This window comes from Sulfitobacter noctilucae (assembly GCF_000622365.1).
Lineage (GTDB): Bacteria > Pseudomonadota > Alphaproteobacteria > Rhodobacterales > Rhodobacteraceae > Sulfitobacter > Sulfitobacter noctilucae.
This window is the reverse complement of sequence record NZ_JASC01000014.1, coordinates 680,996-696,543: the sequence shown is the minus strand read 5'-3', so window position 1 is coordinate 696,543 and position 15,548 is coordinate 680,996. Positions and strand designations below refer to the sequence as shown.

The 15,548-nt window shown below is 54.5% G+C and carries 14 protein-coding genes and 1 tRNA gene; 8 read left to right on the top strand and 7 right to left on the bottom strand.

The genetic code is table 11. The annotated features are described in order from the left end of the window. Positions 1 to 56: 56 nt before the first annotated feature. The 3 genes from Z945_RS0113495 (at position 57) to Z945_RS0113485 (ending at position 3,311) form a co-directional block, all read left to right on the top strand. On the top strand, positions 57 to 938 hold the full coding sequence (locus tag Z945_RS0113495) for a 2-dehydro-3-deoxygalactonokinase (protein WP_025052637.1): 882 nt from the start codon (positions 57 to 59) through the stop codon (positions 936 to 938). Positions 939 to 963: 25 nt separating this feature from the next. Next, entirely contained in the window at positions 964 to 1,824 is an 861-nt protein-coding gene (locus Z945_RS0113490; RefSeq protein WP_025052636.1) for an SMP-30/gluconolactonase/LRE family protein, read from the top strand. A gap of 74 nt (positions 1,825 to 1,898) precedes the next feature. Continuing rightward, complete coding sequence (locus Z945_RS0113485; RefSeq protein ID WP_025052635.1) at positions 1,899 to 3,311, top strand: pyridoxal phosphate-dependent decarboxylase family protein; 1,413 nt, start codon at positions 1,899 to 1,901, stop codon at positions 3,309 to 3,311. Between the two features lie 22 nt (positions 3,312 to 3,333). Here the strand turns inward: Z945_RS0113485 and Z945_RS0113480 are convergent, their stop codons facing one another. Continuing rightward, entirely contained in the window at positions 3,334 to 4,209 is an 876-nt protein-coding gene (locus Z945_RS0113480) for a hypothetical protein (RefSeq protein ID WP_025052634.1), read from the bottom strand. A 219-nt stretch (positions 4,210 to 4,428) separates the two neighbouring features. Here Z945_RS0113480 and Z945_RS0113475 point away from each other — a divergent pair. Next, positions 4,429 to 4,504, top strand: a tRNA-Thr gene (locus tag Z945_RS0113475). 130 nt (positions 4,505 to 4,634) lie between these two features. Here Z945_RS0113475 and Z945_RS0113470 read toward each other — a convergent pair. After that, complete coding sequence (locus Z945_RS0113470; protein WP_152541130.1) at positions 4,635 to 5,750, bottom strand: DNA cytosine methyltransferase; 1,116 nt, start codon at positions 5,748 to 5,750, stop codon at positions 4,635 to 4,637. Between the two features lie 230 nt (positions 5,751 to 5,980). On the opposite strand from Z945_RS0113470, the gene Z945_RS0113465 reads away from it, so the two are divergent. After that, complete coding sequence (locus tag Z945_RS0113465; RefSeq protein ID WP_081781004.1) at positions 5,981 to 7,069, top strand: restriction endonuclease, SacI family; 1,089 nt, start codon at positions 5,981 to 5,983, stop codon at positions 7,067 to 7,069. Between the two features lie 87 nt (positions 7,070 to 7,156). Here Z945_RS0113465 and Z945_RS0113460 read toward each other — a convergent pair whose 3' ends face one another. The 5 genes from Z945_RS0113460 to Z945_RS0113440 form a co-directional block, all read right to left on the bottom strand. Further along, positions 7,157 to 8,518, bottom strand: a complete 1,362-nt coding sequence (locus Z945_RS0113460; protein ID WP_152541129.1) for a hypothetical protein — start codon at positions 8,516 to 8,518, stop codon at positions 7,157 to 7,159. A 54-nt stretch (positions 8,519 to 8,572) separates the two neighbouring features. Then, on the bottom strand, positions 8,573 to 9,223 hold the full coding sequence (locus Z945_RS0113455; RefSeq protein WP_025052630.1) for a recombinase family protein: 651 nt from the start codon (positions 9,221 to 9,223) through the stop codon (positions 8,573 to 8,575). 386 nt (positions 9,224 to 9,609) lie between these two features. Then, on the bottom strand, positions 9,610 to 10,542 hold the full coding sequence (locus tag Z945_RS20520) for a hypothetical protein (RefSeq protein ID WP_152541128.1): 933 nt from the start codon (positions 10,540 to 10,542) through the stop codon (positions 9,610 to 9,612). Positions 10,543 to 10,912: 370 nt separating this feature from the next. Next, entirely contained in the window at positions 10,913 to 11,221 is a 309-nt protein-coding gene (locus tag Z945_RS0113445) for a hypothetical protein (protein WP_025052628.1), read from the bottom strand. Continuing rightward, positions 11,218 to 12,444 (bottom strand): tyrosine-type recombinase/integrase, encoded by a 1,227-nt coding sequence (locus Z945_RS0113440; RefSeq protein WP_025052627.1) that lies wholly within the window; start codon positions 12,442 to 12,444, stop codon positions 11,218 to 11,220. Before Z945_RS0113440 ends, Z945_RS0113445 begins: the two co-directional genes overlap by 4 nt. Positions 12,445 to 13,017: 573 nt before the next feature. Between Z945_RS0113440 and Z945_RS0113435 the strand changes: the two genes are divergently transcribed. From Z945_RS0113435 to Z945_RS20515, 3 genes are read left to right on the top strand one after another with little or no spacing between them, the layout of a single operon-like run. Continuing rightward, positions 13,018 to 14,427 carry a cytochrome ubiquinol oxidase subunit I gene (locus Z945_RS0113435; protein WP_025052626.1) on the top strand — a complete coding sequence of 470 codons (1,410 nt, stop codon included), beginning with the start codon at positions 13,018 to 13,020 and terminating at the stop codon, positions 14,425 to 14,427. 11 nt (positions 14,428 to 14,438) lie between these two features. After that, positions 14,439 to 15,440, top strand: coding sequence for a cytochrome d ubiquinol oxidase subunit II (gene cydB, locus Z945_RS0113430; protein WP_037971055.1), 1,002 nt, complete (start codon positions 14,439 to 14,441; stop codon positions 15,438 to 15,440). After that, positions 15,440 to 15,547, top strand: a complete 108-nt coding sequence (locus tag Z945_RS20515; protein ID WP_152541127.1) for a DUF2474 family protein — start codon at positions 15,440 to 15,442, stop codon at positions 15,545 to 15,547. Before cydB ends, Z945_RS20515 begins: the two co-directional genes overlap by 1 nt. Position 15,548: the final 1 nt, after the last annotated feature.

Sequence of the window (15,548 nt, the reverse complement as noted above, 5' to 3'; positions counted from 1 at the left end):
ACGAAAGGGCGGACCATGCTTTTGACCGATGCAACGCAAGACGCGGTGGGGTTGAGATGACCAACCAAGCAGCGCCAGACTGGATCGGCCTATCGGCGGACAGCGGTACCTTGCGAGGCTGGTCGATCAGCGGTGGCACCGTGAAGGCCTCAACACAGATCGAACTTGATGACACATCGGAGCCGGACGCCACGGTATCATCCCTTCTGAATGCTCTCGAGGCCCTTCCCACCACTGCGATCATCGCCTGCGGTGCATGGTTTGAGCCTGCATTGCGGGCCGTGCCCTGCACGCCCCTGCCCGACAAGTTGATCCCGGTGCATATGGCCGGTCGCACCCTCCATATCCTTCCCGGTTTGCGGCAAAGCACGCCATCGGATGTCACTCAGTCCGCCCCGGCGGCAATTGCGGGATTTCAGGCACTGAACCCCGGCTGGGACGGCGTGATTTGTCTGCCCGGTGATACAACCCTCTGGGTGCAGATTTCAGCGGGCGAAGTGGTCAGCTTCCAGACCTATCTCAGCGGCACGCTGGCTGAACTGATCACCGGGCATCCGCTTTATCAAACGGCGCTGACAGGGTCCGACTGGGACAAGGCCACTTTTGACCGCACGGTCGAGGACGCGCTGAGCCGCCCGGAAAAGCTCGCAGCGCGGCTCTTTGCCATCCATGCCGATCATCTGTTGGAGGAGACCGCGCCGGCCCTAGGCAAAGCCCGCCTGAAGGGCTTGCTGATTGGTGCAGAAATGGCAGCCGCACGGCCCTACTGGTTGGGCATGAATATTGCCCTGATTGGGGCGCAAAGCGCCGTTGCCCCCTATGTGCGCGCTTTGCAGACCCAAGGGGCACCGGCCACCCTCGCAGATGCGGACCGCATGTTGATTGCCGGACTGACTGCCGCCTACCGTCTGTTGCAAGAACCGACCAAAGCCCAATGACCCTTTTGCAAAACAGGACAGACCGATGACCCCATTCGACACACGCCTATGCAGCTTGGGCGAGGGGCCGTTGTGGCATCCAGACCGCCAAACACTCTACTGGTTCGACATTCTGGGCCAACGCATGTTGGCGCAGGGCGAAGACGGGCAGACGCAGGAATGGCAGTTCGATGAAAGTTTCTCGGCCGCTGGCATTATCGACGCAGAGCGGCTTTTCCTCACGTCTGAAACCGCCTTCTGGACCTTTGACATTGGCAATGGCGAACGCGAGCGGCTCTGTGCCTTTGATGCAGAGAACCCGCTCACGCGGTCCAACGATGGCCGCGCTGACCCTTGGGGCGGGTTCTGGGTCGGGACCATGGGGAAAGAGACCGAGCCGGGCATCGCGGCGATCTACCGCTATTACAAAGGCGAATTGCGTCAGCTTGTTGAGGGCGTCACGGTCAGCAATACCATCTCCTTTGCCCCCGACCAAAACTGTGCCTATTACACCGATACGCCAACGCACCGGATCATGCGGCAACCCCTGACTGCGGCTGATGGCTGGCCGGAGGGACCGGCGGAGGTCTTTGTCGATCTGACGGAAGCACGGCTATATCCCGACGGCGCGGTGACGGATGCGGCGGGCAACTTATGGGTCGCCATGTGGGGCGGGTATTGTGTGGTGTGCTTTGATCCCACGGGCCGCGAGGTTGACCGCATTGCCGTCCCCGCCCGCCAGCCCAGTTGCCCGGCCTTTGGCGGGCCGGATCTGCGCGATCTCTATGTCACATCGGCCACCACGGGTGTACGGGAAGAGGAACTGACCAAACGCCCGATGAACGGCGCAACTTTTGTGCAGCGGGACGTGGCACAAGGACGACCCGAGCCTCGGGTGACACTGTGACAGGAACGCCTTGCAAGGCACGGATATCATGGAAGAATGCAGCCGTAGCTGCGGAACACGACAAAGGACAGCGCATGGAATGGGAAGACTTCAGAAAGCGCGGCGCGGATGCGGCGGAATGGGCGGCTGACTATCACGCGGGCCTGCGGGATCGCCCTGTGCGGGCGCAGACCCAACCGGGCGAGGTCATCGCTACCCTGCCCGCCAGCGCCCCCGAAGGCGCTGAACCACTGGACGATATCCTGAGCGATCTTGAACACAAGATTATGCCCGGTATGACCCATTGGCAGCACCCCCGGTTCTTTGCCTATTTCCCCGCGAACGCCGCCCCCGTTTCCGTGCTGGCGGAGACCTATGTTTCGGCCATCGCCGCCCAATGCATGTTGTGGCAAACCTCCCCTGCCGCGACCGAGCTTGAAACGCGGGTCTGCGATTGGATGCGTCAGGCGGTGGGCCTGCCCGACGGCTTCACCGGGGTCATTCAGGACAGCGCCAGCACCGCAACGCTTTGCGCTGTTTTGTCGATGCGCGAACGGACGCTGGACTGGGCGGGCAACCGCGAGGGTCTCAGCGGCCAGCCGCGCCTGCGCATCTATTGCAGTGCAGAGGTGCATACCTCGATCGACCGCGCCATCTGGATCGCGGGCATAGGTGAAGAGAACCTCGTGCGGATACCCACCTCCGGTGAGAGCCGCGCAATGGACGCAGACGCGTTGCGCGACGCCATCGCCGCGGACCGGGCGGCAGGTTACGCGCCTGCGGGTATCATTGCCTGTATCGGAGGCACCAGCGCGGGTGCCTCTGACGATCTGAACGCAGTGATGGACGTGGCAGAGGCCGAGGGGCTTTATACCCATGTCGATGCGGCCTGGGCCGGGGCGGCGATGATCTGTCCAGAGTATCAGACGATTTGGCGCGGTGTGGAACGCGCCGACAGTATGGTGCTGAATCCGCACAAGTGGCTGGGCGCACAGTTTGACTGCACCACACATTTTCTGCGCGATCCCGCGACCTTGGTCAAAACGCTCGCCATCCAGCCCGAATACCTCAAGACCGAAGGCGCGGATGGAATCGTGAACTATTCCGAATGGTCCGTGCCCCTTGGCCGCCGGTTCCGCGCACTGAAGCTATGGTTCCTGTTGCGCGCACACGGGCTGGACGGCCTGCGCCAGATGATCCGCAACCATGTGAACTGGGCCGAAAACCTCGCGACCCGCCTGGACGACGCGCCGGGGTTCGAGGTGGTCACACCGCCCATGCTGTCCCTGTTCACGTTCCGCTTTGTCCCGGATGGCGCAGGCGATCTTGAATCGCTGAACCAGCGGTTGGTGCAAGCGATCAACGACGATGGCCGCATCTACCTGACGCAAACCCGCATCGACGGCGATTTCGTGATCCGGTTCCAGGCAGGTGCCTTTACGTGCACGGCAGAAGACGTGGACATGGCCTATGACGTGATCTGCGAAGTGGCTGGTACGCTGGCCTAGTCCCCCCTTACAGGAGCGGATTTCAGGGCGTGATGACCGTCACGCCCTGAATGCGCTGCACCTGCAACAGGTCTTCGTCGTAAATATCGGTCAGCTCTTCGACCAGTTCTTCGGTCCAGCCAGGCATGTCGAGTTCTTCTTCAATCTCGTCCTCAAGGGCAAATTTGTCGAGGAAAGCCGCAATGACCCGGCGCTTTTGGATCTCGGTCATTTCCTGATGCGAATGCATATAGCTGCGCAGCCGCTCCATCCCCTCTTTCGACATGATGCTGCTGAGAAGATCAAAACCGCCAACGATCTTTTCGTGATGCTCGATCCCTGCCATGTCCCGGATGACCTGCGACCAGATCACAGGCGTATCCTCGTTGCACCAAACCGTGATGGGCACGCTGGGTGCAGCTTCGCGGATACCTGCAATCAGCTCGGACCACAGCAGGTCCTGCGGGCGGCGGCCTTCCCAGAAGGCTTCGGGTGACTGGTCGATTGACGTGGCATAAAGCAACGGCACCAGCGTAGCGGGATTACGGATACCCATGAAGATTTCGATCTCGTCATCGGGGAAAAGAGATACCATCGAGGCCATCCGCTGCGCTGCTGCAGGATAGAGTATACCTCGTTGAACGGCCGTCCCTGCGGTACGAAAGAAATTCGCATCAGACAGGATCACCCGATCCGCCGGGCTGCCGTCAAGGATCACGTCCAAAAGCACGTCACGCGCATCAGGCGAAGCCGCCGCACGGCTCATCGCGTTCAACGTATCGCGCATCAGCCCCCGGTAACTGTTCGGCCCCGGCACGATGATCCCGCGCTGGGCAAAATCATCTTTGTTGCGTAGGACCGATTTGATCAAACGCTCTTGCTCTGTGTAATGGACGCCAGTGTGCAGAACCAGTTGCATGAGGGATACTCGATAGATTGCGGATGGGCCATTGGATATAGGCAAGCGGACCTCGTGTAAAACGCCAAAAACATGGCAATGTGGCAGCGGATCGGAAGACAGCAAAAATCATGCAAATTCTGCGCCGACAGTGCTTGCATCCTCAATCTGCATCTACTAAAGAACGCCCACGCTGCAGCTTGGTATCGCCTGCTCAGCGAAAGTCACCCTCGGGTGCCTGCCCCTATAGCTCAGCTGGTAGAGCAACTGATTTGTAATCAGTAGGTCCGCGGTTCAAGTCCGTGTGGGGGCACCATTTTTTCGATAAAAATCAAACACTTAGATGGCGGCAAGGCTTGCAATCGATTGTAGCGAGCAGCTAGGACGCGCATAGGACGCACGTAATTTTGACCATCTAGTCGGTTTTTCCTAATTGATTTTCAGCGTTAGGCAGCGCGATCAAACCGAGAAACGTCTGTGTACAGCAGGCTTAAGTCGCTTTCCGCCAGCAGTTTTCTCACAACGTTACCAACAGCTTGAGCCAAATTACATGGCACCGCATTGCCTATCTGCCTGAAGATGGAGCTGCTCCGTCCGGCGAGACAGTAGTTGGACGGAAAGGTCTGGAACACTAGGCACTCGTCGATGGTGAGACGACGCAGTCTCTTCGGTGCTTGGCCAATCCTTGGGTCCTTACCTTCCAAAAGTCGCTTGTGATAAGCCTCAACGAAACTTGGAGCGCCCTCAAAAATCTCCGCCTCATCAACTATTGGCGTCTTGTTCCCCCCCATTGATGCAGGAAGGGTAGAAGCAAATCCGTCGCTTTTGAGAGGCCTTCCAGCACCGTTAAAGAGCATGCCCGCGTATGGAGACTTTCTAAGCACTGGCGCTCGCGCAAAGGTTATGCGCGCCTTGCATTCACGCGGGTTCGCTATGCTCCCAGCTCTACCCAGCTTTGTGACAACAGACTTTACTGTAGGCGCATCGCAATACTGCGATTTAAGCAACTCTTCGACGATCCGCTGGAACTGCCCATCAGTGAGTGAATTTCCGGCCTTTCGCATCCCAATGATAAAGACACGCTCTCGCCTTTGAGGTACTCCAAAGTCGCTTGCATCCAGCACTACCATAGAAACGAGATAGTCCTTCGCAATCCGGGCAATAATCCCTTCCCTAACGCCCTCCCATTTTTGGAGCACAGCAAGCGCCTTAACATTCTCACAAACAAACGCTCTTGGCCTAAGCGCTTCTACCGCATCAAAAAAGGAGCCAAGCAGCTCACTCCTCGCATCCTGCGGGTCCATTTTTCCTGCAACTGAAAAACCTTGGCATGGAGGCCCTCCAAAGAGAATATCTACGCCTTCAAAGTGCTTTAACTCCCCCCAGTGTTCCCGCAAGTCTCCCTCGACAATCCGCGACCCGTGGTTCCGACGGTATGTCTCGCACGCGTCTGGGTCTATGTCGTTCGCTATTTCAACTCGAAATCCAGCAGCTTGAAAACCGACGTCCATACCGCCCGCGCCCGAGAAGAGAGAAACCGCAGAAAGACTGTTCGCTGCCATCATACACCCTAGCCAACAAGAAATGGTACCATCTAGCGGGTACCCACCTAAATCTAGGCCGGTTCGGCGTTCCAGTAAATGCCAAACGTCGACGTAGACACCATAGTTGCCGCTGATCAACAGTTTCCTAATTGCGTGGATATTGGCAAGCGTAAGGGGCTTGAGTTTAGATTTGAGTTTTAATATGACGAAGGCGAAAACTCAAAATCAGGTTGGATTAGTACTCTCAAATGACGCCACAAGCACTTGCCGCGAAAATGACCGAGCATATGAAAAACGCGTTGTCTCGGTTAAGCCCATCCTCATCAAAGGAGTACAATCTGCCAGTCTCACTTCGCACTGCCTGCGAGGAGCTAGTCAGCGGCGGCAAGGAGACAGCAAGACTTGTGGCGATCACGAATGTGGCCGGATGTTCGGTTAATCCAGAAATTCGGCCAGACTTGCTGCAAGCTCAGGCTGGTGGAGTTGACTTTAGATCACTGTACAAAAAATCCACGCGTCCAACACTCATCGACCTAGCGGAAAAGGCCGAGGTGAAATGGACGCCTTCGGCTGATCCATACGTCTCTAATCCATATCGAGAACACCAGATCGATGAAGATTGGGTCGCAAGGCGAGGCAACAAGTTGCCCGGCGCTAACTCTCTGCATCAAATAGTCAGTTCGGTAAGGCGGGAGCCAGACCTTGCATTTGCCGTGCTGATTGAGCTGTTTGGTCTAGAAATCAAGCGACTACAGTCGGCAAAAATCACATATAGAATTCCACCCAAACTCACCGTCCCGGTACTCGGAAGGATGTTATCAGCGTGGCTGAATGACGGTACCGGCGGTAAGCGCCTTGAGAGTGCCTCTGTGGCTCTGTTGAGGTACGTTGGTACAACCCTCGGCGACAAGTGGAGCGAGGTGATAAGCCATCACGTCAATGATCCAACTCCATACGACGCTATGTGTATGCGAAAGAGCAAAGCGCATACGCTGGTCGAAGTGAAGGACCAACCTCTAACGAAAGATTTTGTTACCAACTTGGCTGACCAGATGGTTGAGGCAGGGGCCAGTAGAGGTATGTTGCTTACACGGGCGCGATGGCTACCAGAAGCCCAAGACCGGAAGGAAATCGAAAAGTATATTCAAGACAGGGCAGTTCTTGGATTGCGGATTGAGATTGTCAGTGTCGACGAAGCTTTGATTTACTGGTTAGCTTTGCTTGATACTGATGATGAGAGTTTACCTGATTTCCTCTCAAGCTTGACGAAAGAGTTGGACCAGCACGGAGAGCTAGCGGACAGAGTTGCGTTAGCAAATACTCTTAGAGAACTTTGATACTCTCCCCGGCAATGTTCCGCCTTGAATTAGGCAAGACTTCAAAGCTGAGGTGAGTTCTGCGCCCACGCAATCGGCTGCGGCACTTCACACTTGTCGAAGGTTACGGCGGGCATACTCGTATCGCGGTTCTACTTCGTAGATTTGACGATTTTGCCGCTTCGTCCTTAAGACGGGGAAGCTTCCGGTAGACAGCCTCCGAACTGTCGCAAGCATGGGATCGCCAGCCTGCAATACGATCCTACCATGCCTTGCTAGATTGTAGATTATGGTGGTAGCGACGAAGGGGTCTTCCGCTGCTGCGACCACTGCAGCACGTAACTGCTCTGGCGTAGGATCAGTGAAGTGAGGTTCCACCCACCTGCTCAAGTGAGCTAGCACTTCGTTAACGGTATTGGCTGCCTCTTGCTTTAGTCCAGAAACCGCGTCAACAACTTCCGCGAGGCTTGGAAAAGTGCTAGTTGTATGTGATCCACTGCGATAACCATCCACGAATGTTACTTCTAGTCTTATTCGTCTAGTAGTCTTCGCATATACCCTAAGCTGGCGCTTTCTTGTTAGGTAAACCGTTGCACTCTGGCTTTGCCGGGAAACCACCCTTTCAAACATATCAAGTTTCTTTTTGGTAACCCGCATCTTTTTAGCCACGCGAGGCAAATAGTGGGTCAGAGTGTCCACAAAAGCGACAGGGCAGCTATGGTCAAACTCCCAATAAAACTCAATGTCTCCTAGCCTATACTCCTCTGGATCAACTGCGAGAAGTGCTTCTTCAGAATTCAGTTCGGGCGGAGCTAAAACCCCATATTCGATCATCGCATCAGAAATAATTGTGAGTGTTCCCGCCACATAATTTCTAAAGTGTTCCTCGATGCTGCGGCTCAATGCAAAACCAAACCTTGCCCTTTTTCCAATAATAACGTTGTCATCGCCGATGAGTGGCAATTCACTCCGCCACCAGTCTCTTTGCGGCGCTATTGTCATCGGGAAGCCGTATCTTACTTGTGGGCGATAGACGTTTGTTCTCGGTTGAAATTCGTGGGCTTGCAAAAACCTCGTCAAGTTCCAGTTACAATCTAACGTGATTTGGCACCTTGTGGGCGCGTCAGGACTGTAGCTACCACCAGCCCCTAGAAATGTGGCTACCAATTGACCCGAAATAAGTGGTTTCAACGTCAGCTGACTTGGACCTTGGCCGGATTTCCTCATTGTGAGATAGACTTTGCTTCTTTCAGGAGAAGCATCCCGTCGATTGAACAGATTGATTGTACGTCTCGTTGTCGAGCCAACGGAAAACTCTGACATGTTGCTTAAGGCTACAGAGATTGAGTTCCTTGTACCTTCGGCACGCCACTCACCCACAGTGAGCTGAAATCGATCAATCATCACATTTTCGGTTGAAACGCGTTGTCCCGAGGAGATTGTTGGGGCAAATCGCAGACGCAGGCTCATCTGTTATGTTCCCTAATACGGTCTATACTAGGGATACGTAACTCCCCCACCTAGCTAAACTCGGTGAATAAATCTTTTGTATGTCCTATGTGTGGTCGTCGGATGCCAATCCCCACCTCTGAACGCCCGGATACCCCGTCGGTTAAGTTCTTCGGCAACTTCTCGAAAACTCAGTCCTTTCTCGTTCCGAAGATCTTCGATCAAAGGCCCGACTTGAAGGGAGAAATCATTTGCAAAGCTTGAGTTTCTTTTCTCGACGCTTTTTGCATTTTCTCCAAGCCTTACTCCCCGCGCCTTTGCGGCTTGAAGAGCAGAAATAGTCCTCTCGCTAATGCGTCGCGCCTCTTCCTCGGCCATCGCAGCATATACGTGGAGCATAAACCGGTCTGCATTTGGCATGTCTACCGCAACAAAGCGAACCTTGCTTTCAAGAAGGCCCGAAATAAAATGTACATTTCGTGCCAACCGGTCGAGTTTCGCGATGAGAAGTGTGGCACCACTTTCGATGCAGAGTGATAGTGCTTCCTCAAGTTTTGGCCTGTGATTTCTCTTTCCACTCTCAACTTCAATGAATTCGCGGACAACCTTGCCGTTTGAACGAGCCACAAACCGATCTGTCGCGGATTTTTGAGCGTCTAACCCTAATTTGCTTTCTCCCTGTCGTGCAGTCGAAACACGAAAATAAGTTACGAAGTCTTTGCCCATACTTTTTGGTTCCCTTCACAAGTAACGTCGGTTGCTTGTGTACAGAACTGGTCACCTCCGACATCAATTGATAGGTTTTAGGGGCAATAAAATGAATTTTAGGGATTTTACTCATTTTTCGCCGCGGTTTCGGCGTCAAATGCCTATTTTACTAGTTTTTTGAGCCTTCTTGAGCTGCAATCGATTGTAGCAATGAGACGTGTTCGGAGGCAGGGAAGGATATGCGGATAATTTTGTTTAATTTCCGAAACTTGCGCGATTTTTCACTAGCACAGAATGTCGACATGACGTGTTCTGAGGCAAACAAGTATCTGACGCGCCGTTGGACCTATCAATCCGTGATATGAGCATAACAGATTTACTGTCCAACCTGATGAGGATAACCCCTATGTTAGCGATACACCCGTCATTCTAGTCAGAGCACGCTGAAAGCCAGCTCTTGCTCGGTTCCCGCGTATCTTCCAATAGGCATGCTTCTGGTTGTGAACGACGAAATGAAAACCGAGCGCCTTGAGTTGCTCTGCAAAGCTACACTCATCAACGAATTTCTTTGAAAGATACCAGTGATCTTCTTTGCGATTATATCCCCCGACCTTGCGTCCGCGGAACCAGATCATGCTTTGTATGCGTCCCTTTTTGTATGAGTAGTCGGTGTGGTCGTCTATGGACCTGAAGAACTCCAATGTTTTGGTTGCTTCTGAGCAACTCCTCTCGTGACTACCATTATTTGACGGGTGGTCTAAGGCCGAGACTGCCTGCGTCGGCTTTGTTCCTTTTGAAGAATGTGCCTGTTGATTAATCCTGTTCGCTCCTTTTGACCGCGTTTGATGGTAGCGCTCTGCTGCAGCCTCCCATGAAGCAAGTTTATCATCTTGAGATACTCTCGCGCTGGGATGCCGTCCGACGAAGTCATATCGCAATCCAGCCGCGGCAAGCCTGTCTCGTGCTTTGTTTCCGAGAGCCAGCACGAACGCATGTTTGAATATTTCAAGCTGTGGCCCGAGATAGGTTGATGCGCACGCTCCTTCCACACGCTTCAGATGAGCACCTCCGGATACTTGCGCTGGGCAAAGAACCGCATTGGTCGTCCATGTTCTTGTAAGTTGTTCTGTGAGGTTCAGTTCGGGCCAGAAGCAATCAAGAATGAGCCGCATGTTTCGATGAAATGGCGTTGGTCGACCAGCGCGCTCCAAACCGCCCCGCTCCATCGCCTCTTCAAACAGGCGGACAGAGTTTCTCAGCATCTCTTCTGGTCCACCCCGGTAATTGGCATCATCCGGGGGATCACCTGGCTCTGCGGTAACGATAACAAGTGTCACGTCCTCTATGGTCCCAAATGCGCCACCAAAAGCGCAAGGAACAAGACCGTCTCTCGGTCTCCAGCTACAGGCGTTCGCACAGGCATCACCGAAGTGCTGGCAAGGCGCGTAAGCCGGAAGCAGTATGTCTATTAGTGGTTTAGCAATGGTCATAATTTTGCTTGGCCGCGCCATTGAAGGTGTTAGCAGTCAGCCATTCCTGTCATTTTGAATGTGTTATGTCCGTTTCGGAAAATCTCTCGCCATGGCCAGACATGTAGAGTTACGGGGGCTGCCGCGACTGAAGCCCGAAAAAATGGGTCCGTTTCTTCTATCAAGCAATTGATACTAAGAAGCTTTTCTACACCTCTCGGTCCAAGTCACCGCAACTCTACAACTGCCTTTTCTTGGAACCCCAAACTGCATCAATTGCTTCAGGTCGATAGAAGACGAAGCGACCGCGATGCTCATGTTCGGGCGGCATTCCAAGACTTCGACGATTTTGCAGTGTGCTGGGGCTTTTCCCCGCTCGCTTCGCTGCCGCGACTTCGTTCAGCAGCCCGTCAGGCGTCACTATTTCTCGGCGGGGATTGGGCGCGACTTTCTTAACAACAGTCTTGCTTTTGAGTGTTTTCTCTTCGGCGCGATGCCTTGGGGTTATCCGCCGCGGTGGGCGCTTGATCCGTTTCACTTTTTTCATTCTTCCTCCCCTTTGGTACTGCTCGTCGTGATCAGCAGACGTCCTTTCTGTGCCGCAGCGTTTCGCAAAGCACGGTTTGTGCTTTCTGCACGACCGTGGACGTAGCGCATTGTCGACTGAATACTTCGGTGACCGCCAATCGCCGCTGCAGTGGGAAGGTCTGTCTGGTTAGCAATGTCAGACAGAACTGTATGACGTATGTCGTGCAAGCGGGCATGGCCGACGTCCGCAGACCTAAGTACTGCTGACCAAGATTTCGCAATATTGACAAGGTGCTTTGAAGCGTCGGGTCCCGGAAATACCCACGCTGAAAACTGTTGGCTGGGCAACGATTGGAGCAATCCAGTCAACTCATCCGTCAGAGCCTGTGTTCTCGGATCAGTTTTCGTCCGCGCAAACCGGAGAAAGCCACGTTCGAAGTCAATATCCGACCATTGGAGCCTCAGTGCCTCGCTTTTCCGGCAACCGGTTAGGAAGAGAAACTGAATGACGCTGTAGGCGTATATAGCGGAAGGGTTCTTAACTCTGAGTTCAGAGATTGCAGCACCAATGCGCATCATCTCGTCATTGCTAAAAAGGCGTTCTTTTCCCTCTTCTCTGAACTGCCTGATGCCGTCAGCAGGGTTAGCCCCCTTTGGAACATCTCCCGCGGCCTGCGCATAGTTGTAAATTCTCCGGACAAGTCCGATAGCCCTATTGCTTCTATAGGGAGTTGCGCTGTGAACTTTTTGGAGTTGGCGTAGGTCCGCTTGCGAAATACCTAGCAGTTTTTTGCCGCCGATTGCCGGGTTAATCACCCCTCTAAGCAATCCACGGTAGTCCCTCACCGTGATAGGCCGAAGTTGCACTTCGGCGTAGTCCACAAGGAAGCCGTCCGCGTATGCCGAGAATGTTGGCTCCAGCCTCCGCTGGGCTTTCGAAGCCGAAGGATCATCTCCGAGTTGGACCTTCAGCAATTCCTCCCCCGCCCGCTTTCGAGCCACTGAAACGTTCATATCTGGGAATGTCCCAAGCTTCAGCTTGCGTTCGACGCCATCTGTATTCCGATACCTTATGAGGAAAGTCTTGTTCCCCGCTGGTGTGACCTTGAGGTGCAGTCTTCGGATCACATCGTCCTTAACGAGATAGTCTGTTTGTCCGGCTGCCATCGCTTCAATCAGCTTGCCACTGAGATGCAACCTTTCGTTCCGCGGGATGTAGGGGGAGCGCTTTTTGATGGGCATGACAAAATCTAGGACGCAAACAGGACACGAAAAATCGGGAAACGGCGGTAAACCGCAGCTAGTGGATCGGTAAATTCAGATCAAAAACGGTAAAGATGTCAATAAGATGGCAACGCATCGGTAAACGATGGTAAAGTACCGTAAAATGCTTTGTAATCAGTAGGTCCGCGGTTCGAGTCCGTGTGGGGGCACCATTCTTCTTCGTATCTGAATACACCTTCATCCGTGCGGGCACAGGCGTTCCTTGTGCAATCCGGCAACACAGCGCCCGCTCGTCAGGCGTTTCATTCACGGCTTTGCTTAAATCACGGGAACCGCATCGTGCGGACCTTCCGCCTGAAGAACAGCCTTACGCAGCGGGTGCAACATCATGCCGCAGTGCGCGCATAGCATCATTAATTCTTAATTTACATATTAGTAACAAAAACTTACAGGAACGACCCCATGATGCTCGGTCTTAATCCAACATGCGGGTTTCGATAGTATTGAGGCTGTCTTATCATATATCACTGTCATCAATAGGAACGGGTCGTGCTCGAACCGGCCCTCCCAGAAGACCTGACGGAGTACGATATGTTAGACGGCTTCACGGCAGAGACTCTTGCACGCGTCCAATTTGCATTCACCGTGTCTTTCCACATTATCTTCCCGGCATTTTCGATCGGGCTTGCCTCGTACCTTGCGGTGCTGAACGGGTTGTGGATGACCTCGCGGGATGAGACATATCTCACGCTGTTCAACTACTGGAAAAAGATCTTTGCTGTCGCATTTGGCATGGGGGTCGTGTCGGGCATTGTGATGTCCTATCAATTCGGCACCAACTGGGCGGTCTTTTCGGACAAGACCGGGCCCATCCTCGGGCCGTTGATGGCATACGAGGTTCTTTCTGCCTTCTTCCTCGAAGCGGGTTTTCTGGGCATCATGTTGTTCGGACGCGAGCGTGTCGGTGAAAAGCTGCATATGTTTGCGACCGGCATGGTGGCATTTGGTACGCTGATGTCGGCGACCTGGATCTTGTCCGTCAACTCGTGGATGCAGACGCCCGCAGGCTACGGCATGAACGAGGTGGGCCAGTTTGTGCCCGAAGACTGGTGGCAGATCGTCTTCAACCCCTCCTTCCCCTACCGTCTGGTGCATATGGTGCTTGCCGCCTATCTGACAACGGCGCTGGTTGTTGGGGGCGCAGGTGCGCTGCATCTGTTGCGTGACCGGTCGGACGCCGGTGCAAAGCGGATGTTCTCTATGGCGATGTGGATGCTGATCACCGTGGCGCCGCTGCAAATCTTGGCGGGTGACTTTCACGGGTTGAATACGCTGGAGCATCAGCCTGCCAAGGTGATGGCGATGGAAGGTCATTACGACAGCCATCCCGAGGGTGCGCCGCTGATTCTGTTCGGTATCCCCAATCCCGAGGAAAAGCGCATCGACTACGCGGTCGAGATACCAAAGTTGTCGAGCCTGATCCTGAAACACGATCTGAACGCGCCGTTGGATGGGTTGGACACAATCCCTGACGATGAGGAACCACCCGTCGCCATCGTGTTCTGGTCCTTTCGCGTGATGATCATGCTGGGCTTTGCCATGCTGGGTCTCGGGCTTTGGAGCGTGCTGCAGCGTTTTCGCGGGAAGCTCTATCAGGATGTCTGGCTACACCGGGCCTCGCTTTTGATGGGACCAATGGGGTTTGTCGCGGTTCTGGCAGGCTGGATCACGACCGAGGTGGGCCGCCAGCCGTTCACCGTCTACGGCATACTGCGCACCTCTGACAGTTTGGCCCCTGTTGCGGCACCCGCAGTCGCTGCGTCGCTGGTTGCCTTTATCGTCGTGTACTTCTTTGTCTTTGGTGCGGGCACCTATTATCTGCTGCGCATGATGAACAAGTCGCCCGGCACGTTGAAACTGGGTCTGCGCGACGGGCCGATCCGCACCGCCGGCACGACGCCGGCGATGCAGCCGCCACACGGCTCTGTTCCCGGTAAATAAGGAATACGATCATGTTTGAACTGTCATTCATCTGGGCCGGGATCATCGCATTTGCTGTGCTGACCTATGTCATTCTTGACGGCTTTGATCTGGGGGTTGGTATTCTGTTCCCGCTGGCCGAAAGCGAACGCGAAAAAGCTGTGATGATGAACTCAATCGCGCCGATCTGGGACGGCAACGAGACTTGGCTGGTTCTGGGCGGCGGCGGGCTTTTCGCGGTGTTTCCTCTGGCCTATGCCACTGTCATGCCTGCGCTCTATATGCCGATCATTCTGATGTTGCTGGCGCTTATCTTTCGCGGAGTGGCGTTTGAATACCGCTGGCGGACGGAACGCTGGAAGCATGTATGGGACAAGGCGTTTTTCGGCGGCTCTATCGTTGCCGCAATGATGCAGGGGATTGCTTTGGGTGCCCTCGTACAGGGTATCGAGATTGAAAACCGCGCCTATGCGGGCGGCTGGTGGGATTGGCTGAGCCTGTTTTCTATCCTCACCGGATGTGCGGTTGTGGTCGGCTATGCCCTGCTCGGGGCGACCTGGATCATCTTCAAGACCGAAGGCGGTTTGCAGGCATTGATGCAGCGCCACGCCAGGAGCCTCGGGATCGCTACGCTGGGCTTCATCGGTGTGGTCAGCCTGCTGACACCGTTCCAGGACATCGAATACTTCAACCGGTGGTTCGCAATGCCGGGTGTCTTTTTCAGCGTGATCATGCCCGGTGCCATGCTGCTGACGGCATGGTTGTTGTTCACAGGATTGCGCGATGGCAAGGATGCGCAGCCGTTTCTGGCCTCACTCACCCTGTTTGTGCTGTGCTTTGTTGGCATCGGGATCAGCTTTTACCCTCATATCGTCCCGCCCAGCCTGACAATCGTCGAAGCGGCCGCGCCGGACGAAAGCCTTTGGTTTGCGCTGGTCGGCACCATCATTCTCATACCGATGATCCTGGCCTACACTGGATATGCCTATTGGGTGTTCCGCGGCAAAATGGATCCGGATGAGGGTTACCATTAATGGCACCGCGCTGGCGGCAGATCGGCTGGTTCGTCGCCCTTTGGCTGGTGAGTGTCGGGCTGCTGAGCGTGGTCGCCTTTATCATCCGTTTGGCGATCTACGGATAGA

Excerpts from the sequence above, each read along its gene's own strand:
- cydB (WP_037971055.1), top strand. The coding sequence starts at position 14,439 with ATGTTTGAACTGTCATTCATCTGGGCCGGGATCATCGCATTTGCTGTG.
- Z945_RS0113455 (WP_025052630.1), bottom strand. The coding sequence starts at position 9,223 with ATGGGCAAAGACTTCGTAACTTATTTTCGTGTTTCGACTGCACGACAG.
- Z945_RS0113470 (WP_152541130.1), bottom strand. The coding sequence starts at position 5,750 with ATGGCAGCGAACAGTCTTTCTGCGGTTTCTCTCTTCTCGGGCGCGGGC.
- Z945_RS0113445 (WP_025052628.1), bottom strand. The coding sequence starts at position 11,221 with ATGAAAAAAGTGAAACGGATCAAGCGCCCACCGCGGCGGATAACCCCA.
- Z945_RS0113465 (WP_081781004.1), top strand. The coding sequence starts at position 5,981 with ATGACGCCACAAGCACTTGCCGCGAAAATGACCGAGCATATGAAAAAC.
- Z945_RS0113495 (WP_025052637.1), top strand. The coding sequence starts at position 57 with ATGACCAACCAAGCAGCGCCAGACTGGATCGGCCTATCGGCGGACAGC.
- Z945_RS0113460 (WP_152541129.1), bottom strand. The coding sequence starts at position 8,518 with ATGAGCCTGCGTCTGCGATTTGCCCCAACAATCTCCTCGGGACAACGC.
- Z945_RS0113435 (WP_025052626.1), top strand. The coding sequence starts at position 13,018 with ATGTTAGACGGCTTCACGGCAGAGACTCTTGCACGCGTCCAATTTGCA.
- Z945_RS0113480 (WP_025052634.1), bottom strand. The coding sequence starts at position 4,209 with ATGCAACTGGTTCTGCACACTGGCGTCCATTACACAGAGCAAGAGCGT.
- Z945_RS0113440 (WP_025052627.1), bottom strand. The coding sequence starts at position 12,444 with ATGCCCATCAAAAAGCGCTCCCCCTACATCCCGCGGAACGAAAGGTTG.
- Z945_RS20515 (WP_152541127.1), top strand. The coding sequence starts at position 15,440 with ATGGCACCGCGCTGGCGGCAGATCGGCTGGTTCGTCGCCCTTTGGCTG.
- Z945_RS0113485 (WP_025052635.1), top strand. The coding sequence starts at position 1,899 with ATGGAATGGGAAGACTTCAGAAAGCGCGGCGCGGATGCGGCGGAATGG.
- Z945_RS0113490 (WP_025052636.1), top strand. The coding sequence starts at position 964 with ATGACCCCATTCGACACACGCCTATGCAGCTTGGGCGAGGGGCCGTTG.